The sequence below is a fragment of the Neobacillus sp. PS3-40 genome (assembly GCF_030915485.1).
Lineage (GTDB): Bacteria > Bacillota > Bacilli > Bacillales > Cytobacillaceae > JAUZPL01.
In genome coordinates this window covers 2,592,965-2,614,389 of the sequence record NZ_CP133266.1, presented here as the reverse complement: position 1 = coordinate 2,614,389, position 21,425 = coordinate 2,592,965, and the positions used below count along the sequence as shown (strand labels likewise).

At 35.9% G+C, this 21,425-nt stretch carries 21 protein-coding genes and 2 pseudogenes; 10 read left to right on the top strand and 13 right to left on the bottom strand.

Going from position 1 to position 21,425, the window contains the following annotated elements; genetic code table 11:
* The first annotated feature begins 63 nt into the window (after window positions 1-63).
* Window positions 64-1,461 carry a MocR-like pyridoxine biosynthesis transcription factor PdxR gene (locus tag RCG20_RS12850; RefSeq protein ID WP_308180524.1) on the top strand — a complete coding sequence of 466 codons (1,398 nt, stop codon included), beginning with the start codon at window positions 64-66 and terminating at the stop codon, window positions 1,459-1,461.
* A gap of 338 nt (window positions 1,462-1,799) precedes the next feature.
* Here the strand turns inward: RCG20_RS12850 and RCG20_RS12845 are convergent, their stop codons facing one another.
* On the bottom strand, window positions 1,800-3,476 hold the full coding sequence (locus tag RCG20_RS12845) for an L-lactate permease (RefSeq protein ID WP_308180523.1): 1,677 nt from the start codon (window positions 3,474-3,476) through the stop codon (window positions 1,800-1,802).
* 438 nt (window positions 3,477-3,914) lie between these two features.
* On the opposite strand from RCG20_RS12845, the gene mqo reads away from it, so the two are divergent.
* On the top strand, window positions 3,915-5,396 hold the full coding sequence (gene mqo, locus RCG20_RS12840; protein WP_308180522.1) for a malate dehydrogenase (quinone): 1,482 nt from the start codon (window positions 3,915-3,917) through the stop codon (window positions 5,394-5,396).
* A 245-nt stretch (window positions 5,397-5,641) separates the two neighbouring features.
* Here the strand turns inward: mqo and RCG20_RS12835 are convergent, their stop codons facing one another.
* From RCG20_RS12835 to RCG20_RS12825, 3 genes and pseudogenes are all read right to left on the bottom strand, one after another.
* The gene (locus RCG20_RS12835; protein ID WP_308180521.1) at window positions 5,642-6,802 is read right to left on the bottom strand and encodes a DUF4317 domain-containing protein; all 1,161 of its coding nucleotides are present in this window, start codon (window positions 6,800-6,802) and stop codon (window positions 5,642-5,644) included.
* Between the two features lie 178 nt (window positions 6,803-6,980).
* Window positions 6,981-7,283: pseudogene (locus RCG20_RS12830) on the bottom strand (MFS transporter); the annotation flags it as partial.
* A 96-nt stretch (window positions 7,284-7,379) separates the two neighbouring features.
* Window positions 7,380-8,420: an NAD(P)-dependent alcohol dehydrogenase gene (locus tag RCG20_RS12825; protein ID WP_308180520.1), complete on the bottom strand. Its 1,041-nt coding sequence runs from the start codon at window positions 8,418-8,420 to the stop codon at window positions 7,380-7,382.
* Window positions 8,421-8,701: 281 nt separating this feature from the next.
* On the opposite strand from RCG20_RS12825, the gene RCG20_RS12820 reads away from it, so the two are divergent.
* Window positions 8,702-9,088, top strand: a complete 387-nt coding sequence (locus RCG20_RS12820) for a MerR family transcriptional regulator (protein ID WP_374120467.1) — start codon at window positions 8,702-8,704, stop codon at window positions 9,086-9,088.
* Window positions 9,089-9,539: 451 nt separating this feature from the next.
* On the opposite strand, the gene RCG20_RS12815 is transcribed toward RCG20_RS12820, so the two are convergent.
* The 4 genes and pseudogenes from RCG20_RS12815 to RCG20_RS12800 form a co-directional block, all read right to left on the bottom strand.
* Window positions 9,540-9,953 (bottom strand): DoxX family protein, encoded by a 414-nt coding sequence (locus RCG20_RS12815; protein ID WP_308180518.1) that lies wholly within the window; start codon window positions 9,951-9,953, stop codon window positions 9,540-9,542.
* A 77-nt stretch (window positions 9,954-10,030) separates the two neighbouring features.
* A pseudogene (locus tag RCG20_RS12810) lies at window positions 10,031-10,149 on the bottom strand (carboxylesterase); the annotation flags it as partial.
* A 50-nt stretch (window positions 10,150-10,199) separates the two neighbouring features.
* On the bottom strand, window positions 10,200-10,598 hold the full coding sequence (locus RCG20_RS12805) for a DoxX family protein (RefSeq protein WP_308180517.1): 399 nt from the start codon (window positions 10,596-10,598) through the stop codon (window positions 10,200-10,202).
* Window positions 10,599-10,660: 62 nt separating this feature from the next.
* Entirely contained in the window at window positions 10,661-11,083 is a 423-nt protein-coding gene (locus RCG20_RS12800; protein WP_308180516.1) for a MarR family winged helix-turn-helix transcriptional regulator, read from the bottom strand.
* Between the two features lie 751 nt (window positions 11,084-11,834).
* On the opposite strand from RCG20_RS12800, the gene hprK reads away from it, so the two are divergent.
* Window positions 11,835-12,782, top strand: a complete 948-nt coding sequence (gene hprK, locus RCG20_RS12795; RefSeq protein ID WP_374120466.1) for an HPr(Ser) kinase/phosphatase — start codon at window positions 11,835-11,837, stop codon at window positions 12,780-12,782.
* Window positions 12,783-13,968: 1,186 nt separating this feature from the next.
* On the opposite strand, the gene RCG20_RS12790 is transcribed toward hprK, so the two are convergent.
* From RCG20_RS12790 to RCG20_RS12780, 3 genes are all read right to left on the bottom strand, one after another.
* The gene (locus tag RCG20_RS12790; RefSeq protein ID WP_308180515.1) at window positions 13,969-14,643 is read right to left on the bottom strand and encodes a DNA alkylation repair protein; all 675 of its coding nucleotides are present in this window, start codon (window positions 14,641-14,643) and stop codon (window positions 13,969-13,971) included.
* 20 nt (window positions 14,644-14,663) lie between these two features.
* Window positions 14,664-15,047 (bottom strand): DUF1398 family protein, encoded by a 384-nt coding sequence (locus tag RCG20_RS12785; RefSeq protein ID WP_308180514.1) that lies wholly within the window; start codon window positions 15,045-15,047, stop codon window positions 14,664-14,666.
* Between the two features lie 68 nt (window positions 15,048-15,115).
* Entirely contained in the window at window positions 15,116-15,895 is a 780-nt protein-coding gene (locus RCG20_RS12780) for a helix-turn-helix domain-containing protein (RefSeq protein WP_308180513.1), read from the bottom strand.
* Between the two features lie 399 nt (window positions 15,896-16,294).
* On the opposite strand from RCG20_RS12780, the gene RCG20_RS12775 reads away from it, so the two are divergent.
* Window positions 16,295-17,506, top strand: a complete 1,212-nt coding sequence (locus tag RCG20_RS12775; protein WP_308180512.1) for a site-specific integrase — start codon at window positions 16,295-16,297, stop codon at window positions 17,504-17,506.
* A 248-nt stretch (window positions 17,507-17,754) separates the two neighbouring features.
* Here the strand turns inward: RCG20_RS12775 and RCG20_RS12770 are convergent, their stop codons facing one another.
* Window positions 17,755-17,922 (bottom strand): hypothetical protein, encoded by a 168-nt coding sequence (locus tag RCG20_RS12770; protein WP_308180511.1) that lies wholly within the window; start codon window positions 17,920-17,922, stop codon window positions 17,755-17,757.
* Window positions 17,923-17,924: 2 nt separating this feature from the next.
* Entirely contained in the window at window positions 17,925-18,161 is a 237-nt protein-coding gene (locus tag RCG20_RS12765; RefSeq protein ID WP_308180510.1) for a helix-turn-helix domain-containing protein, read from the bottom strand.
* 545 nt (window positions 18,162-18,706) lie between these two features.
* Between RCG20_RS12765 and RCG20_RS12760 the strand changes: the two genes are divergently transcribed.
* The 5 genes from RCG20_RS12760 to RCG20_RS12740 all read left to right on the top strand — a co-directional run bounded on the left by RCG20_RS12760 (window position 18,707) and on the right by RCG20_RS12740 (window position 21,418).
* Window positions 18,707-18,847, top strand: coding sequence for a hypothetical protein (locus tag RCG20_RS12760; protein ID WP_308180509.1), 141 nt, complete (start codon window positions 18,707-18,709; stop codon window positions 18,845-18,847).
* A 152-nt stretch (window positions 18,848-18,999) separates the two neighbouring features.
* Window positions 19,000-19,326, top strand: coding sequence for a hypothetical protein (locus tag RCG20_RS12755; protein ID WP_308180508.1), 327 nt, complete (start codon window positions 19,000-19,002; stop codon window positions 19,324-19,326).
* Window positions 19,327-19,340: 14 nt separating this feature from the next.
* Window positions 19,341-19,529 carry an antA/AntB antirepressor family protein gene (locus tag RCG20_RS12750; RefSeq protein WP_374120465.1) on the top strand — a complete coding sequence of 63 codons (189 nt, stop codon included), beginning with the start codon at window positions 19,341-19,343 and terminating at the stop codon, window positions 19,527-19,529.
* Window positions 19,530-19,589: 60 nt separating this feature from the next.
* A complete protein-coding gene (locus RCG20_RS12745) occupies window positions 19,590-20,768 on the top strand; it encodes an FtsK/SpoIIIE domain-containing protein (protein WP_308180507.1) in 1,179 nt (392 codons plus the stop codon).
* Window positions 20,765-21,418 carry a hypothetical protein gene (locus RCG20_RS12740; protein WP_308180506.1) on the top strand — a complete coding sequence of 218 codons (654 nt, stop codon included), beginning with the start codon at window positions 20,765-20,767 and terminating at the stop codon, window positions 21,416-21,418. The genes RCG20_RS12745 and RCG20_RS12740 overlap by 4 nt, the downstream gene beginning before the upstream one ends.
* Window positions 21,419-21,425 lie beyond the last annotated feature (7 nt).

Genomic DNA, 21,425 nt, shown 5'->3' with positions numbered 1-21,425 from the left:
GCTAATCGTGGTCTGGTTAAAGTGCCAGTAATTAATAATTTCTAGGAGCCAGTGGAGGTCATAATGATAGTGATTGATAAGCAACAAACAACACCATTTTATTTGCAAATCTATAATCAGCTGAAAAAGGAGATTACTACCAATATAATAAACAAAGGGGATTTCTTACAAGGATCCAGGGCTTTAGCCCATTCTTTAAAGGTCAGCAGGAATACAGTTGATAGGGCCTATCAACAATTGGCGGTCGAAGGATATATTGAACCCATACAAGGTGTAGGATTTAAAGTGAATGGCGAAATATGCGAATTAGCCAAGAATTTGAAACCAACTATTTTTGAAACACCGAAAAATGATAGTGAAGTTGAAAATCGAGTATTAGTTGATTTTACATATACGGATACCTCTTATGATCTATTCCCAAAGAAGCTTTGGAGAAAATTAACAAATGAAATACTTGAGGGTAATGGTGGTAACTTTATTGATTCCAAAGGGGAAATTAGTTTAAGAGAAGAGCTAACAAACTATTTAAAACGGTTACGGGGTGTTAATTGTAACCCAAATCAAATTGTTATAACCAACGGCTTAGTTTATTCTCTTGAAATTATCGCAGCACTTATCCGTGATAAAAAGATGACGATCGCATTTGAAAATCCTAGTTTCTCAATAAGTAGATCTATTTTTGAGCAGAATGGTTACGAAATAATCCCATCCCCTTTAACAATGGATGGAATTTCGCTCGAAAATATTAAGAATAAAAAAATTTCAGCTGTAGTAATTACACCATCCCATCAGTTTCCAACAGGAATTGTCACACCCATATCTAAACGGTTAGAATTGTTAAAATGGGCTAGTGAGAAAAATGTTGATATTATTGAAGATGATTATGATAGTGAATTTAGATATAATTCCGCCCCTATTCCTTCCATACAAGCTATTGACACGACTGATTGTGTGATCTATTTAGGTACATTTTCAAAACCCTTTTCAGCAAATGTAAGAATGAGCTATATTGTTTTACCCGAAATACTTCTCCATCGTTATCATGAAAGATTCAAATATCACACCTCCAGAGTTTCTATCCTTCAACAACAAATAATGCAAAAATTTATTGAAAGTGGCGAATATGAACGCAATATTCGCAAACTAAATACTGTATATCAAAAAAAGCATAATTTATTTATAAAAACGGTCGAAGATGTCTTTTTCGATAAAGTTACGATAATTGGGAAAAATGCTGGTCTATTTTTCTTATTAGAAGTTGATTTACCATATTCATCAGGTAAATTGGTTTCATTAGCTAGAGAATTCGGTGTTGGTGTCTACGACACAGATGAGTTTTGGATGGAAAATACTAATCCTGGGAAAATAAATAATACCGTGTTTGTCAGCTATACTTCTCTGTCGGATGAAGATATCGTAAAAGGAATTCATCTACTTTACAAAGCCTGGTTTAATAATTAAAAATTCATTAAGTCGTCTCTATCATAAAAACAAGAGAACAACTACCATAACCTATAAAGTCCGATCGACAATGTAACACATTTTCTAATGTTGTTTTAAAAAAAGGTTTGACCAAAGTATCTCACAAATCAGGATTTCACCATAAATAAAAACAATCCATTTTGAAAAAAAATTTTGTTCAAAATGGATTGTTTTTTAGCAGATACTTTCAGCACCAAGTTATAGCCCATGCCAGGCGCACAATAAAAAGCACCTCCAAATAGATTTGGAGGTGCCCTTAGTCTAGTGAATATTTTGTTTATTAATCTATTATTAATCTATTTAACAGTGTTAAATTCTTAAGGTATCATCCATCCAAGAACGTTAGATTGTAGGAAAACAATAATACATACTAGTAACAACAAGAAGATACTATGCTTCAAGGTGAAACGGAATAGGTCAGATTCTTTCCCAGCCAAGCCAACGGCGGCGCATGCAACTGCAATGGACTGTGGTGAGATCATTTTTCCGGTTACCCCACCTGAAGAGTTTGCTGCAACAGCAAGGAGTGGATTCATATGAATATTGGTTGCTGTAACTTTTTGTAATGTACCAAACAATAGGTTTGCAGAGGTATCAGATCCGGTGATAAATACGCCCAACCAACCAAGTATAGGTGAGAAGAATGGGAATAAACTTCCGGTTTTCGCTAACGTCAATCCTAATGTTGTTGACATGCCAGATGCATTGATAACAAAAGCAAATGCTACAACAGATGAGATAGTTATAATTGGGAATTTCAATTCATTTAGTGTCTCACCAAATGTTGCTGCCCAGTCTTTCCAAGAAATTTTGACAATGAATTTTGTAACAATTGCTGCGATTAAAATAGCGGTTCCTGCAGCACCTAGAAGCTCAAGTTTATATATAGCTGCAATAGGAGCCCCGGTAGCGCCAAGGATTTTATTGTTAATTAGAGGTACTGCTGGCACAAAAGTAAGCGCATGACCTATTGCATTGAGCCCATTTAAAAGAGCATTTGCCCCTTCATAATGGCCAGTTAATGCTAATTTTACTGAAGGAATTCCCCAGATTGAAATGAAGCCAGTTAGTACTAAGAATGGAGACCAAGCTTTAAATACTTGACCACCTGTAAAGCTATGAGTTGTTTCAATTTTAGCTGTTGTTGTTTCAGTTTCAGATTTAAAGCGGAAGATTGTTTTTGGCTTCCAGAACTTAAGGAATACTGCCGTTGCAAATAATGAAACAAGTGCTGATAGAACGTCTGGAAGTTCAGGTCCAATGAAGTTTGAACTTAAGAATTGGGTAAGAGCAAATGATACACCTGAGACAAGGATAGCTGGTAATACTTCCATAGTCTTTTTCCAGCCCGACATAATAAATACTAGGTAGAACGGAATGAATACTGAAATAAATGGAAGCTGACGTCCAACTAATTTTGAAATTTCCATTGCATCAAGTCCTGTTACTCCTCCTGAAGCAATGATTGGAATACCAATTGCACCATAGGCAACAGGAGCTGTGTTGGCTAGTAAGCAAATCCCCGCTGCATAGAGTGGATTAAACCCTAAACCAACAAGTAAGGCAGCTGAAATAGCAACTGGTGCACCAAAACCAGCAGCACCTTCTAAAAACGCACCAAATGAAAACGCAACCAATAATGCTTGTAAACGACGGTCTTCTGTGATTGAAAGCACGGAAGATCGAATGACATCAAATTGTCCTGTTTTAACCGTAAGCTTATATAAAAATACCGATGTAATAATGATCCAACCAATTGGAAGGATACCATATACTCCACCTTGTGTTGCTGACATAATAGCCATTCCGGCAGGTATCTTGAAAGCGATTACAGCAACAAGTAAAGTAATCAGCAATGTTGTAAGACCAGCAATGTGGCCTTTCATTCTTTTAATGGCTAATGCCCAGAAGAAATATAAGATCGGAATTAATGCTACTAAAGCTGAAATATATATACTATGACTAATAGGAGTAAAATTTTGTGTCCAAGTCAAATCAATAACACCTCATTCTAAGGAAGTTTTTAAAAACAGGTCATCCGATGACCATATTGCATAAAGTGATTATAATTTAGAAAATTGAAAATTACAATAGAATTATTAATATATTTTTTGTTTTGTAAATAATATTTCTCACACTTTTTAACAAATAAATAGAAAGTTTCACATTTTTTTCACATTTACCTTGAAATTTGTTCGCGCTTACATTAAAATAAGGTCATCCGATGACCATACAACTAGAAACAAAGTGTTACTATTTTTCAGTAATAAGTTTTACCATACTTCAGAATACAATAAGTTACGACCTATTAAATATTATAGAAACAAAAATTGATGACGGAAGAAAAATGATTATTGGTGTTGTAGCCATCAGCTAAACTATCAATATGTGTCAATAGTTTATCAGAATACTATACTACGAGGAGGATCCATATGAGTAACAACCCATCCAAAGTAGACGCTATTTTAATTGGCACTGGGATTATGAGTGCTACCTTGGGCGTACTGCTCAAGGAATTAGCACCTGATTGGAACATTACAATGTTCGAGCGGCTTGAAGCAGCCGGCGAAGAAAGCTCTAACGAGCGGAATAATTCAGGAACGGGACATGCCGCATTATGCGAAATGAATTATACAACCGAACAACCTGACGGCACAATAGATATAGATGCCGCAATCAGAATAAATGAGCGCTTTCAATTGTCAAGGCAACTTTGGGCTTATCTGGTTGATCGCAAATTGATCGATAATCCACATAGTTTTATTACAGGTCTGCCTCATATTAGTTTTGTAAAAGGCGAAAAAAATGTCGCATATTTAAAAAAACGGTTTGCAGCGTTAGCTAACCACCCATTGTTTCAAGGAGTGGAGTTCTCTGATGATCCTGGCCAGCTAAATGAATGGTTTCCACTTATTATGAAAGATCGGTCAGCGAATGAACCTGTTGCAGCAACGAAAATCGCTGATGGAACAGACGTTAACTACGGGGCTCTGGCTCGTGCGATGTGCGATCATTTGGCGAAGGAAAATGCGAATATCAAGTACAATCACAATGTAGAGGATATAAAGCGCACCGCAGACGGCTCATGGGAAGTGAAAGTTCGCAACCTTAAAAGCGGGATGATTGAAAAACATACATCGAAGTTTGTTTTTATCGGTGGTGGCGGTGGCAGTTTACCTTTGCTGCAAAAGACCGGCATTCCCGAAGGAAAACACATAGGAGGATTCCCGATCAGCGGGCAATATTTGGAATGTAATAATCCCAAGGTAGTAGAGCAGCATTATGCGAAAGTATATGGTAAAAATCCAGATGGAGCCCCGCATATGGTAGTTCCGCATCTGGATACACGAGTTATCGATGGCAAAAGAACGTTGATTTTTGGACCATTTGCTGGCTTCTCACCTAAATTCCTTAAAACAGGTTCAAAGATGGATTTATTTGCCTCAATCAAGGCGGACAATCTGATTACGATGCTGGCTGCAGGTGTAAAAAATATACCTTTGATGCAATACCTGATCCAGCAATTGAGGCTAACGAAAGAACAACGGATGGAAGAACTACGAGAATTCTTCCCCTGCGCAAAAGACGAAGATTGGGAATTGAAAACTGGAGGTCAACGAGTGCAGGTGATTAAAGATACGTCGGCCGGAAAAGGAATGATTCAATTTAGCAATACGGAAATTGTTCACTCCTCGGATGGATCGTTGGCTGCGTTACTCGGTGGTTCCCCAGGAGCTTCGACATCAGTTTCAGACATGCTTAGATTAATTGAAGAATGCTTCCCACAACAGCTTAATGCCTGGAAACCAAAAATAAAAAAAATGATTCCTTCTTATGGTGAACAGTTATCCGATAGACCTGAACTTGTTGCCGAGATTCAATCATCGACAATGCGGGTGCTTGACTTGAATTAGAAGAAGAAACAGATATAGTGAAAAAAACATATTTTGTTAAAGTGGGCCTTTCGGGCCCACTTTTTACTTTTTTGACATACAAGAAAGTATAAATTTTACTATACTAACTTCAAAGTGAAACGAAGGGACTGTTCTTTTGTTAGCCTACTATTTTCCAATGTGATTATAATTGTAAATAATCAGGAAAACACAAGAACCGTCTCGGTTATCCACCTGATCGAAAATCCTTTGCATTTTTTTCACCTTTAAAGTGTACTCGTTTCCAATCGAAAGCCTTCGACGACCACTTCTTCATCGACCTCCAATAATAAACACCGTTTCCCTTGGTAGGTAATATATTTTACATATTTCAAGTCCTTCGGGTTAATGGATACATCAGCTACCTTTGTATTGATCTTTATATTTTTAGGAACTAAACTACTTGCTTTGATTTCATGTTTTTCATCATCAACTATGGCTTTGAAGGCATGTTCCACTTTGGCTGTCTCTACATTTTCTACCCCGCTAACCGTTAAGATACGTTCAATGTCTCGATAATCCAACTTTGGAGTTTCGCTTTCCTCATTCTCCGCATTCTCTACTATCATCTTATCGATTTCCTCATAAACATTCGAAATAATCTGGGGGTTGACTTGATCTCCGATCACTTCTTTTAGGATTAGATCGAAGCTGTCCTTATCTTCCTGTGCAGTTATAATTTCTTCGCAATTGAGAACCTCTTCAATAAATCTTCCATCTGGTTGATTCGCTTTTCCAGCACAATAAAGAATGTGGTTCGCATTTGCAGCATTATCATCAAAAGTCGGGAACAGGAATCCTGACAATGGAGATTCTAAATTAATAATTGGATCAAAGACATTATACGATTTAAATTCCTTCTCAATATAATCAAACATTAAGGCTTTTTTTGGTTGATCCGTTTTATTAAGGCTGCATAGGATAAACTCGTTTGAATAGACCTCTTCATCCCCTCCTCCTTCTGATTCCAGATCTCGCTTCCGCGTTGGTTTTCGATATTCCGCGCGGATAAAGGTCACAACTGTATCAAATTCATAAACAGTGTGAGCAAACATTTTCCTGACGATTTCGAGCATATTTTCTTTCCAATCTTCTGTTGTATCTGATCGTAATCCTTCAAAAAGTATGGTTTGTGTACTTTCATCCACATCCCTCTTGAATTTCAGTTCAAATAATTTAGCATCCAGAATACCTGTTAATACCTTTTTGAAATTTGTCAAAAATAATTCTTGTGTTTCCTGCTCTAACATTCCAAAAGGCTGACTGACATGATGATAAAACTCACCTGATTCTTTCTGAACATAAACATTGAAGATCTCTTTAATGCTCATAAGATGATTGTTTACTTTAAACTGTTTACGGATATTAGCGATATCTTTTTTATTCATTCGTCTCAACTCCTATCCCCGATTATACTGTTCATATAACAAAATAGTAATACTTAAGAGAGTAGCATCCAAAATTCCTAATAGGGATACTCCTTATATAGAGAGTTGTTTTGTAGGGCTATACCTATAATTTCTTAGTAAAATAGTTACCAAGCTTACTATCAATGAAAGGATTCCAAGCAATTAATAGAATGATAAAGCTAGATGTAGATATGGATACAATGTTCCCCAAAACGAAAACACCAAGTACAAGTAACATCACATTTTTGCGATCTATACCCAAAAACAATAACGGCAAGATTAGACCAGATATTGCAACACAAAGGGCAAAAAGGCTCACCAGCCATCATGCTTTTGATACACTGACATGAATGTGTTCAGAAATGGCAGGTAATATCCCAATAACCCCCATTTCGGTATTTAAGATACCAAAGACTCCTATGGTTACTATGAAAATCAATAAATTATTTCGTTTATCCAATAAAACAATCTCCCATCATCAAGAAAAAAAGGACGTCCCAAAAGCTGGATCTCGGGACATCCTTGAAAGTATCTACAGATTTATCGCTTACACAACTTACATTGTACTGATGTCAATCACGAATCGATACTTGACATCTGAAGCTAAGACACGTTCATAGGCTTTATCAATTTGGTCAGCCGAAACTACTTCAATATTAGGAACAATGTTATATTTTGCACAGAACTCCAACATTTCTTGAGTCTCACGGATGCCTCCAATCATTGAACCGGCAAATGAACGGCGATGACCTATAAGAGAGAACACATTTAAAGACAATGGCTCTGCGGGTGCACCAACATTTACTAAAGTACCATCCAAAGTTAACAGTGATAAATAAGCATTAAGGTCAATTTTTGCACTTACCGTGTTAATAATTAAGTCAAATGTTCCGGCAAGTTTCTCGAATGTTTCTAGGTCGTTTGTTGCATAGTAGTTGTCTGCACCGAATTGCAAGCCATCATCCTTTTTATTCAATGTTCGTGACAGGACGGTAACTTCTGCACCCATGGCGTGTGCAATCTTGACAGCCATATGACCAAGTCCGCCCATACCAACCACAGCTACTTTCTTACCTGGTCCAGCCCCCCAATGGTTTAATGGAGAATATGTCGTAATGCCTGCACAAAGTAATGGTGCTGCGACGTCAAGCCCAATATTATCTGGAATTCTAACTACAAAGCCCTCAGTTACAACAATATGGGTAGAATAACCACCTTGAGTTGGTTCACCGTATTTGTCAACACCAGCGTAGGTAGGGACATTTCCTTTTAGACAGTATTGTTCCTCTCCTTTACGGCAGTTCTCACATTCACCACAGGAGTCAACCATGCAACCAACCCCGACTCGGTCACCGACTTTGTACTTTGTTACCTCAGCTCCAACATCTGTGACAATTCCCGCAATCTCGTGTCCAGGTACAAGCGGATAGTTCACTGGACCCCATTCGCCGTGAGCAGTATGGATGTCAGAATGACATATGCCTGCATATTTAATTTCAATTAGAACATCATGTAAATCAAGGTCACGTCTTTTAATTTCAGCAACTCTAAACGGTTTGTCTGGACCGTCGACTGCTCGCGCTTTAGCTGTTATCATTTGTTTAAACCTCCAAAATAAATTGATTTTTCAAGAGAATTGACTTGTACTGGGTATAGATACTTAACTACACTTTGATTGATTTCTCCAGTATTCTCTTGCAAAACTAGAATACTCCCTATAGTTAACTCTAGGTCAAGCAAAAAAGTTTATTTGCAGAATATAATTCAAAACATAAAATGATTTTGTTATGCTTTGACAATTAGCTTACAGCATGATAAAATCTCGCCTAAACGTAGAGTTAGCTCTAAATCTATATTGAAAAAAGGAGATAAATGACGATGACATATTCTATAAGCGAAGTTGCAAAAGAATTAGATCTCACAGTCTATGCCTTACGATACTACGACAAGGAGGGACTAATCCCTTTTGTGGAACGGACCCCTAGTGGAACCCGATTATTTAAAGAATCCGATATTGAAGCATTAAAAATTATTCAATGTCTAAAATCTACCGGGATGCCTATTAAGGAAATTAAAGGTTTCATTACATGGTGTTCTGAGGGCGATTCCACCTTGCAGCAAAGATATGACTTGTTCTTGGAGCGAAAAGCTGCTGTAGAAGCACAGTTGGAAGAACTGAATAAGACAATGGAACTCATAAATCATAAATGCAACTATTATATGGCTGCATTAGATGCAGGAACGGAAGATATTCATAAAAAATAGGGAATTTTTAATTAACAGAAAGCCACCTGTCCTTCAGCTGTAGATTTGAAGGATAGGTGGCTCTATTCTTATAATTTACTGTCATAAATCAATTTTTTAACAGGGATGCTTATTGCATAGCCACTGCATCTACTAATTTCTGCACCTTCTTTTGTAAAGGCTGTTTTCGTACAGATTGTTGTTTTACGTACCTAGTCTAAAACCCGTAATTACTATGATATCGTGCTCTTTTCTTGAAAATTGCCTACTGATTCATCGATAAACTGATATAACACACCATATTACCTTCAAATAGCAACAAAGTTTAAGAAAAGAGCCTTTGTAAAAGAGTAGCCAACTCAACTCCATCTTCAACTCAACACTCTTTACATTAGGAACATTTCTTCGCAATCTAAGATACCATTGTTTTTATTCTAGATTCTTATCTAACAATGCCCCCGTAAGCAGCCCTTTAAAACTCATTTGAATCTTCTTGAAAAATCAATCGACTAACTGATAATAGCCTGCTTCCATTGACTGCTAGATAAACTGCTATTGCTAAGAATGCCAAATCTAACTCATATCCTGCCATTTGTCCGTTTCCTAATAAACCAACTGATAGTTTAACTTTTAGTGTTGCTCCAATCATTAGTAATGCAAACAATGCCGATACAAGTCTCGGCGCCAATCCAATGATTAAGGCAACGCCGCCAATGATTTCAACCAATGCTACTCCATATGCCATAAACCCTGGTAATCCAATACTTTCAAACCATCCAACAATATTTTCAATTCCACCTTGAAACTTTACAATTCCATGAATTAGAAATAATGCCCCTAATGTTACTCGTAAAATAAGTGCTCCGATTTCGTTCTTTAACAACATTGTCTATTCTTCCTCCGTAATTCTATTATTTAGTTGATTATTGCCTTTCGATACAAAATTGCTGTGACTTCGACTTCTTAGGCAGTTAATTGGTGACCTCTATTCTCCCAATGAAGTGCCTGATTAGCATTGGCATTCTCGAATAAGGATTGTAACCTTACTGATTCCAAATGGGATTATTTGTCCCAGCAGCAATAAGCCATGGTTACATAATTTTAAAGTCAAAATTCTCTAATTCAAGATATTTTAAAATAAAAATGCATCTAGAGCATATTGACCGGGACCTACTAAAGCAATCCCAATAGAAACAGCAAGTAAAATTAAGTTATATTCATATCCATTTGATGTTGCCCATAATCCGTTTGGACCATGTACTTTTACGATAGCAATAACCATTGTTCCAGCAATTATAATTCCTGCTAAAGGAGTTAAGAGTCCTAAAGCGAACAAAATTCCTCCTAAAAGTTCTGCTAGTCCTGCTAAAAGAGCCATGGTTACTCCTGGTTTCATTCCTATGGATTCAAACCAGCCACCTGTACCTTTTAAACCATAGCCACCGAACCAACCAAACAATTTTTGAGCACCATGCCCGATGAACAATACGCCAATTACCAAACGAATAATTAATAAACCAATATTTATCATTTTAAAATCCCCCTACCTATTTTTATCTCGATTTCGAGATATTAGTTTAAAAAAATGCACGTTTAAACTTTATTTCTTACCTTTTTCAAAAGCTTCACCAATGTCTCGGCCTCATCAGAATCTAACGAATCAAACATATGATGAACGAACTCATGATATTTAGGCATGATTTCATTCATCATTTCATTTCCATAATCGGTTAATATCACATGTATAACTCGGCGGTCATCTGGACAAGCATTTCGGCTCAAAAAACCTCTTTGTTCAAGCTTATCTATAACATAGGTCATCGAACCGCTTGAAATCAATATGCAATTTCCGATTTGTTGAATTGTTTGTTTCCCTTTTTGATAAAGTACTTCCAAAACCGAAAATTCAGTAATACTTAGCTTATTTTTTGCTATTTCTTCCTTTATTCGTTCATGAATGGCTTTAGATGTTTGCATTAAGTTGAGAAAGGGCAAATTCGTGCATTTCCTCTCCATTCGAATCACCTCCCTTAAAGAATCTCGAATTAAGTTATCTTGAATATGAGATAATAATAATGCTTTTAAACTTTTATGTCAATATCCTTTTCTAGAAATAATTTTTTTAAAGTTAATTGGACCATGGGGTCAGTCCTACTATTAATGAAAGACCTCTTTTATTTCACATTATGTATTCATCTTTCTTGCAAACTGTTTTTATTTTAATCCACGCACTCATAAGGAGTGCGACTACCCAGCTTTTCTAGCCTGGACTTCTTCAACAGTCATCTATAACCCATCCGATTATGAAAACAATGGTTTGGGGTTAATCTTAAACTTTAGGGCACCTTTCGCCTTATCAAAATGTTGATGATACAATAAAAAATAACAAATCAATTTTATGAATGGACACATATACAGAAAGGGCTGTTCTTGAAAGAAGAAAAAGCACATATTTAGGAGTAGAGGGTAAAGACTTTTTGTTTTCAGGATGTAATTCGTTAGTTTTTGTTGTGGTATAAGAAAGAACCTCCTTAGATTGATACATGTATCGTACCAGAAGGTGCTGCGTATTTATATGCGTTATTTGAATTCGGGCATACGTCTCAACCACTACCCTATTTATTTTGGTGGGAAGTTTGAGTAAAGTATTATAAAATACTATCAGCTTTTTTTCGGAGTTTTTATAATTAAAGCATTATTTTTATAAAAAGATATTGAAATAAAAAGCCTTTTACAAGTAAATTAAAGAATAGAAGAGCCTAAAAGTATGGAGAGTGCTATACAAGTGAAAAGTTTAACTATTGAAGATTTAGTTCGAAAGTTTTCATTGAAAGTATTGACTGGAGAAAATCAATTACAACGACCAATTAGGCAATCAAGGTGTCATCGTCCGGGTTTGGAATTCGTTGGCCACTTTGATTTTTTTCCAACTGAACGTGTACAAATACTTGGAAGAAAAGAAATTACTTATTTACATAAGTTAAGCATAGAGGAGCGTCAGTTGCGAATAGGTAATATCGTCAAGTACCATCCACCTTGTTTTATCGTTACTGCTGAACAGAAAGGGCTAACATATATAACTCAGTATTGTATAGAAGAGGGAATCCCGTTGTTGCTTACAAACGAGCCTCAAGTGTCAGCTACTGAATTTATTACGGAACTTGATGCTTATATGGTAAAAAGATTGGCTCCGGAAATCTCAGTACACGGGGTTTGTATTAGTGTGTATGGTATAGGCATCTTACTTCGAGGAAAATCAGGTGTTGGCAAAAGCGAAACAGCACACACAATGATTGGCAGAGGTCATAGACTAGTAGCTGATGATATCGTTGTGATAAAAAAACTCAGCCCACGAACCATCCTCGCTACTCATAATGAGCAAACAAAGGAATTTCTTGCATTGCGAAGTGTTGGGCTGCTAAATGTTGTCCGCTTATATGGAAGAAAAGCGTTTCAGGATGAAACGAAGATTGATCTCGATATTGAACTGACAAAATGGCAGAAAGATTCCCTTAATAATGAGTTGGAGCACGAACCTTCATATACAGAATATATGGGCGTTCGAGTTCCTCATATTGAGATTCAGCTCCAACCTGGCCGTGATGTGGCGGGGTTAATTGAAGCTGCAGCAAATAACTGGCTTCTGAAGAAGGAAGGATACAGTGCAGCAGAGGAGTTCATGAGACGACTAGAATCTAATTCTGGTTGGAATTAATCAGGTAAACTTTATAAATTGGTGCCTGGCCCTAATGAGTTAATACTTTAATACAGTTGGGGTCAGGAACATAAAACCCGACCCACCAGAGCAAAGCTTAAAGTGTACAAACCCTTCAAAATGAATTTATACCTTCCAACTTCTAAGGTAATTAAAAATAGATAAAGCCTATTTTGGAATTTATTCAAAAAAAAGAATTGTTCCGTTTCATGTTTGAAATAAACCTGATCCCCAGTATTTTGAGGTTCAGGCACCTATTTTCTGGACATGCATATTAAGAAAAGCCAAAGTAAATTTCGTCAATTTTTTCACTCAAATCCAGGGAAATTTCTCTATTTTTAAAGGTTATTTGAATTTTTAATCAAACGTTTGATTAAGTTAGGCACAATTAGAATTCTGTCGAATCTTACAAAACAATCTCCAGAACAAAAACAAAGAGAGGCCCTCATTATGAGGAGCCTCTTTATTAAAAGGAATTCATTCTTCCCTTTAGGGCGTTATTACATCATGCCGCCCCTAAGGTGAGAGTATGTAATATCTTACACGCTGTGTGTTAAAAGTGCGGTAAATCAAGGTTTTGTTAATTTATGTCTGTAACATCTTTAACGGGAATTCACCGTTTTTTACTGGATTGCGTTAGCAAAATGTTAGCACTTACTATCATGATTACAGCTACAAAAAACGCACCATATCCTCCGTTTTTCACCAGCAGTTCTGCTAATATACCACTTGCTATTAACAGATTTACCAAATAGAGAAAATCAAGGGACTGGAAATGAAACAGCCTAATTCTCCTTATTTTTTACCGAGGGATTAGGATTATGGTCTACCTCGCAATCGCACCTGAAATACGGAATATCATTTTCTATTGAATAGTATCGTTGTACTGTGCAGCAGATGACTTGGGATTTTTATTTATTGTTCTTAACTATAAGGACACCCATAGGTCAAATAGAGATTGTTAAGGTTAATCTTTTACACATCCTTGCATATTTCACTAACTAGCTGCCATCTCGAAAACTCCTTTTTACTGATAAAGCGACTGCTCTTTTTGAACAATCGCACCTCTATCGTTTAGTATAATTATTCACAATCTTAATTTTACTCATAATTAAAGGGGTGACTAGCAACTCTACTGCCTTATTTCACTTGATAACTGAAATATCATTAACATAATTTAAATAATTTAAAGATTTTTCAACGCTTCTCGTCTGCTAAGTGGCTTTAAATCATTTACAGAAACAAAACTTTTTACAACTAAGGGGTTAGTTTTTGCATATTCTCTCAACACCCATCCTATTGCTTTTTGAACAAAAAACTCTTCACTATTAGCCCTAATAAGAATATATTGAAACAACCGCTTTTCATCGGTTCTATTCTTATAATAAAGCTGATATAGTAACGCTGACCTTTGTAACCAAAAATTCTCAGCTAAAATCCATTGATCTGCATATTGAGAAATTAGTTTTGGATAGGCTGTAAACATATACCCCATTATATGAGGGGAAAGCACATCCACAGTATCCCACCATGCCTTATTAACTAATAAGGAACTTAACCAAGGCATATCTTCGGGGGTGAGATCTACTTTAACTTTTTCAAGCATATCGAGGGCTGCTTTTTGATACTCTCTTTCTGAACGTTCCCACAATGTAAGAATGATATCTTTTAGGTTTTCTTTTGTCGGGACACCAAATTCACGAAAGAACTGTTTCGTAAGTTTTCGGCGTATTGGTGTTCGAATCCCTAAAAAGTCAAACTGGTTCCTCAAATAGTTTTTAGACCAGTTAGCATAATCCAAATCAATATGTTGGGTATATAGTTTAACAAGTTCATCAACATAACTATTTATTAAAATCATCACATAGCACCTTACTTTTTTTATATTCTAAGCTGTTCTTCAATTTCTTCCCCTCTAATACCAAGGTATATAACCTTTTTTTCTTGTATAAACACACGATAGGTGACAATTCCTGCTTCAGCAATCTCTTGTAAGAAGTCTAAGAAAGGAAGAGAAATGTTAGTGATTGCCTCAAGTACCTTATTTTTATTAAAATTGACTGAAATTATTAAATTTGCTTGAGAATCTGTTTTAAACTCTGAATATACTCCTTTATATGTGGCTTGCCCCGTTGCAACTTCTATTTCGTATTCATTTATCCCTCTTTGTACCAATTCATCTAGGAATTGGGGGAAATCTATGACACCGTTACTTCTTCTGCGTATAATTTCTTGAAACTCACTTTCTGTTATCTTGTCATTCATAAATAGTACCTCCAATTATCATTTATTTCCTTAATTCTACATCCTAATTTTAACCTTGGAGTTACTTCTTAATCTTGTAAAAATGGGACATTATCTTTATTAAAACGAAAAAATTCACTTGGTATTGAAGCAGTATGCTTTCGAAATTCTTTTATAAAGTGTGATTGGTCAGTATATCCAGCTTCAAAAGCTATATCTACCAATTTATTTCTTGTATTAGCCAAATTTATGGCATATTGAAATTGTACAATTTGTGAGAATGTCTTAGGAGAAACACCTATTTTTTCAGTAAATTTTCGTCCAAATTGCCTTCTGCTAAGAACTACATCTTGGGCTAATTCATTAATTCGAATTGAGCCATGTGTCGATATTATTTGATTTACAACCCATGAAATCCAAGGGTCAGTCTCTACAGCTTTAAATTCTTTCCATAACATTTTTTCTATTAGTTCTAAAAATTGATATGGCCTTTGGTCTTGTATATTTAAGATTCTTTCCCAGTCAGATTCTTTCATCCAAAAATCCATTAAACCAATACTTGTTCCTGCCACTTCTCTAGGATGAATCTTTTTCCACTGAAAAAGAGCTTCTGGCTTAAAAAACACTAATACAGAAGAAATATTCTCTGTACCCTGAAAAGTTTTTGGAGCTGAATCAATACCTGTTATTCCTGTACTTTCAAGTTTCTTACTTTGATCACCATTCAATACATTAATATGGCCAAGGTTTTGAAAACCCATTACATTAAAAATATCAGGATAAACTATATAAGGTTCTTTTGATCCCTTACCTTGCCATATTATTTTTTCTACAAATGGAGCTAATCTCTTTGGACGAATGACTATCATTGGCGTTCTGCCTTTCTTTAAATTTTTCTGCAAAAAAGAAAATGTTACAGCATTTTTTCAATCACTATTAGTATCTCTTTCTCCACAGCATTCAACATACTAGAAGAAATTCCTATTAAAAATTTACTATTATTATCTAATAACACTTTTCAATTTTTTTAATCGAGCTAACCCGCACGTACTTTAAGTACATTCTTTCACAAAGTCGGGTAAATATGAAGGTCTTTTGCTGCGCAGTAATAGTCTACTACGCATAAACTCCCCCCCTTAACATTTACTTTCTCCATTATAAAATCTCTCCTTATTAATGTATCGAAGGAATGGAATGAATTATTGGAATTACACTTGGTAATAATGTATTTTTAGCAACAAAATAATTTTTAGAAAGGAAGGATGCCTATGAAAGGACATCTTTATCGAAGAAACTGCACTTGCAAAAAGAAAAAATGCACTTGCAGTGCAAAATGGGCATATGTCGTTGATGTCGGGATAGACCCAATCACTGGAAAAAGGAAACAGAAGTCTAAAAGCGGTTTTCTGACCCAACAAGAAGCTGAAGCAGCAGCTAATGCTCTTATTTACGAGTTAAATCAAGGGACTTATTTAGAGGAAACAGACAAAACTTTCAGCGACTTTGCTAAAGAATGGCTTCCTATCTACAGTGAATCGAAGGATGTTAAGCCCGGAACAATTCGGGTTCGACTCCATGAAATCGGAAAATTGTTACCCTATTTTGCTCAATTGAAATTGAAAGACATTACAAGAAAGATGTATCAAGATGCTCTCAATGATTTAAAAGATCAAGGGTTATCTGATAGTACGAGGGAGGGAATCAATCGAACAGGGCGAATGATTTTCCGAAAGGCATTAGAACTTGAGCTAATTAAAAAAGACCCTACCGAATTTGCTTACGTTAAAAAAGACAAGAAAACGATTGAACAACTGGAAGAAGAGGAAGTGCCAAACTATCTTGAAAAAGAAGAACTTGCCCTGTTTTTAGATACAGCAAAACAAAATGGGCTGGAACATGATTATTTGGCGTTTTTAATCTTGGCCTATACTGGAATCAGAGTTGGGGAGTTAGTTGCTCTCAAGTGGAAAGATATTGACATTATAAACTACACCATAAGCATTACCAAGACTTATTACAATCCAAATAATAATGCCTTGGAGTATAAATTAGTCCCACCGAAAACCCGAAAGTCTAGACGAAAAATCGTAGTAGATCGATTAGTTATTCAAGCTTTAAAAGAACACAAAGAAATTCAGAATCATGTTATCAAGCGGTTAGGGAATGATTACTATAATAAAGACTTTATCTTTGCAAAGATGGAGCGACAGTTCGGTTATCCCATCGTGATTAAAAATGTGCGAGACCGAATGAAAAGGCTGCTTAGAATAGCTGGCCTAAATGAAGAGTTGACTCCGCATAGTTTAAGACACACTCATACTTCACTGCTTGCCGAGGCAGGAGTTTCACTTGAACAGATTATGGATAGGCTTGGTCACACTGATGACCAGATTACAAAAAATGTCTACCTCCATGTCACAGAAGACATGAAAAAAGAGGCCTCTCAAAAGTTCGCTGAACTCATGAGAAGCCTCCGTTAATTTACCTCAATGTTAGCAAAATGTTAGCAAACCACTCTCACCTTACCAACAAACCCAGTCATATCAAGGGCTCAGGGGGCAGATTACATCATGCCGCCCATTCATCTTCATATATAATAGAAGGAAATAGGATTTTAGAAAAAGCTATATATCAACGATTTATAACATTTTCACAAAATGACATGAAATAGAAATTAATTTTTTTGCGGACAATCTCGCGGACAAATTCGGACAAAATTCTACATAATTCATGTTCTTTTTTTCCTTCTGTATGTTTCAACAATCGTTTCTGCGATAACTTTATGAAGATGATTGATTTCCTCTTCTGTAGGTTCACGATTTGGTACCATTAAATTGATTTTTCCATGTTTCCCGGGGATTTCAATAATTCTATACTCATCCTCTTTTTTATCCACTTTTACATACTCCAAAAATCATCAACTTTAGCAGCTGGATCAACTTCACGAATTGCTTTAAGAATTTTACTGATTGTTCTAGTTGTCGGTGCTCGATCAGTATCACCAGAAGTTAAAGCGTTTATTGTATTTCTGTTTACCCCAGATTTTTGAGCTAGCCATGTTTGAGAAATTCCTCTATCATCAAGCCATTTTCCTAACTCACTTCTACTTTTTCCTATTCCAAAAAATCCGAACACTGTTTCCACTCCCTCACAAAATTAGTTTGTAGTCAAGTCATGTCCCAAAAGACTAAAAAAAATACCTAATTTGGTGAAAAAATTAGTCAACATGGACAACCAGTCCGTCATAGGCTATTAACACGAAAGCAAAACAGTAGAATTCATTTTAAAAATCACTTACTACACAATAACAACTATTTTCTTTTTAACCTTCTACACAGTTTCAAATAAGTAGTGTGAGTACACCTGTACAAGTAGAAATCCAACTATCTAGCAGAAAATGAAATCTGTTAAGAGGGAGGCGGAGCCGGAAGGCCTGAGGGGGAGCGCGAGGGGGCAGAAAAAATAATTCTGATAATTAGACAATTTAGAAATCAGACAATTCGAAATAGAATCAGGTTTATAACAAAAATGTTAGAAAGCATATGCTCAAAAAAGAGCATGCATGTTTGCGGAGTCATGAGCTGTTAGTCAAAAAAGACTAACAGCTCAAGGAAATGGATTATTTATGGGGCGCTCAAAATTGAGCCGGGCAAATTCCAAAAAAAGGAGAGGTGAAAAGAATGAATGAATGGGAAAAACTTATCCAACTTTTTGAAAAATATGACTGTGATCCTCTGTATATTGCCGAATGCGTTTATGCTCATCCTGATTCAGATGAAGAAGAATTTTTGAATGAGTTAATCAATTTTATAAATGAATAAAGGAGGAATTGTAGATGGTCAATCTCACAGCAGAACAGAAGGAAGCTCTTAAAAATATTATTGCTTTTGCAAAGGATTACCTTTCAGAAAAAGATGAGCCTTTGCTTCCAGAACTTGAAGAAATTTTTAAATAAAAAGGAGAGTAAAAAATAATGATCTTTCAAAACAAAATAGAGGTTATTCCCTTTAAAGATTTCATGAGCCGGCCAGCTGCAATCATCCAAAAGAAAACACCTCTACAAACAAATATATTTTCATTTATTCCAGCTATTACTGTTAAAGGTTTATTACCTTTATCTGATATGGGATTTACCCTTTTCTTGGTTGCAAGTAGTGCAGTGGTAATTATAGCTCTATCTGAAACTTTATTCGCTCACAGTGGCTTTATAGAAGTTTCTGCAGGTGTTTCATCCGTTTTAAAGTTTGCTTTACCAGTTGCGGGATATGGCGCTATATTTTGGCTTTTAAGCACACTGTAGGAGGTTGTAAGATTTTGCATTCCAATTTTGAAAAGCAAATTGGAATGACTGAATATGGATTTGTTGAAAATATTGACTTTATAGCTATCGCTCAAAAAAGAGCAACAGCTCAAGGCAATATCACAACATTCACTGACCACCACATCAAACTAGATATGGCTAAAGAAATCGACTTTATTCCAGTTTCGGAAAAAATCAGATAAACTAACCTACTCAAAAAAAAGAAGGTTCAATGGTAAATAACCATGTGGAGGGGTGAAAGAATGGGTAAGATAAAAACCTTTATAAGAACTCAAAAGGCTAAGGCGAAGCTAAGAAGAGCCTTTAAGAGTGCTGGACTAATCAATAAGTTCAAAAATGGAGAAAAGGAAATCGTTGTTTATCCTATGATCCATGACGTTAAATTTGATAACGAAAAGAAATCCACTCGATACGTGTTCACTTTAATAAATGGGATGGATCCTAAAGAGGTTGAGAAAAAGGAATATGTATTCAATCAGCATTTTGGAAAAAACATTGAACTGGACGGAGATTATAAAAAGTTTGAATTGACGGTTTATGAGTTAGGGCTTACAAAAGACCTAACCTATAAATACGAGGACATAGCAAGCGTTATAGAAGGTTTAAAAATGCCTATTGTGTGTGGTAAGGATCGTAACGGTCAATGGATTGTTTATGATGCCATCACTGAGCCAAACGCTTTAATAAGTGGTGAGCCAGGGAGCGGAAAGTCTACACAAATAAGATCCATTCTAAGCACACTCATAAAATATAAATCTCCTGAAGAACTTCACCTTTACCTGGGTGATTTAAAAATGAGTGAATTTCATTTATTCAAAGGTGTGCAGCACGTTAAAAACGTGGCCATATTTCCGGATGAATTAAAAAGGATGCTTACCTTTGTTTATAAAGAAATGATCAGTCGTAGCAAATTATTGAATGCAGCTGGTGTTATGCACGTTGATAAATTACCAAAGGATAAAAAGGTCCCTTATATTCTTTTGGCCATAGATGAAATTGTTATGGTAATGGATGATAAAGAATTAAAAAAGATGCTTGTACAAATCGATTCATTAGGTCGTGCACTTGGAATCTATAATATTTTATCGTTGCAACGTCCTTCACACGACATACTTGATACAAAAGTGCGGTCATTGTTGACAGTCCGAATGGGTTTTCGAACTACTGATTTATCAAACTCTAAAATTATTGGTACACCAGGTAGTGAAAAGATCAGCAGGGAGACTCCAGGAAGATTTTTCTTGAAAAGAGATAGCTTAGAAGAAATCCAAGCACCTTATCTAACTGAGGAGAAAGCGAAAGAACTTTTAGAGCCATATAAGTCTAGTGAATGGGAAAACCTCACAGAGAGTGAATATGAGCCTATAGAGAGCATTGAGGAAATAAGGGAAGAAGATATCTTTAATGAGGTAGTCAAATGACACTAACAAAGAGGGATAAAGCCATTATAAAGGATTTGAACCGTTTTAGAGTGATGGACCGTGATTCAATAGCCGAATTACATTTCAAAGGCTTAAAAAACCCCAGATACGCTTCTAATAATGTGCTATTAAGATTAATTAGGGAAGATCAGATTCAACGTTCTACAGCCTTTGTACCATACGTTTATTTTGGCCCAGAAGTAAGCATGAAAAAGAATAGTGCCAAAATTGGGCATTTTCTAGCCATTGTGAATGTATATAAAGAGATCCTGCAGCTTGGAGAATTAGAAACATTCTTAGTAGAGCCGAAGTATGGCCGTAAAGGGGAATGCGCGGAGCCAGATATTTTTTGTCAATATCGTAAGACTAACTTTTTTATCGAGGTACAAAGAACGCTTTATTCTGAAAAGCAAATGAATGAAAAATTAGATCGTTATGTTGATTTATTCAATTCGAAAATTATGGCGGATCCTTTTCCACATGTTTTAATTTTGTCAGATCAGCGTTATGCGATAGATGGAACATACCCTTTTAGAATTCTTCAGGCACCTTCTTTTACTCAATTCTTGCAAATGCTACAGCCTAAAACACAGCCAACAGCACCGATACAAAGCGAGATAAAATCAAATTTAAAAATGAAAACAAACTAAAGGGGGC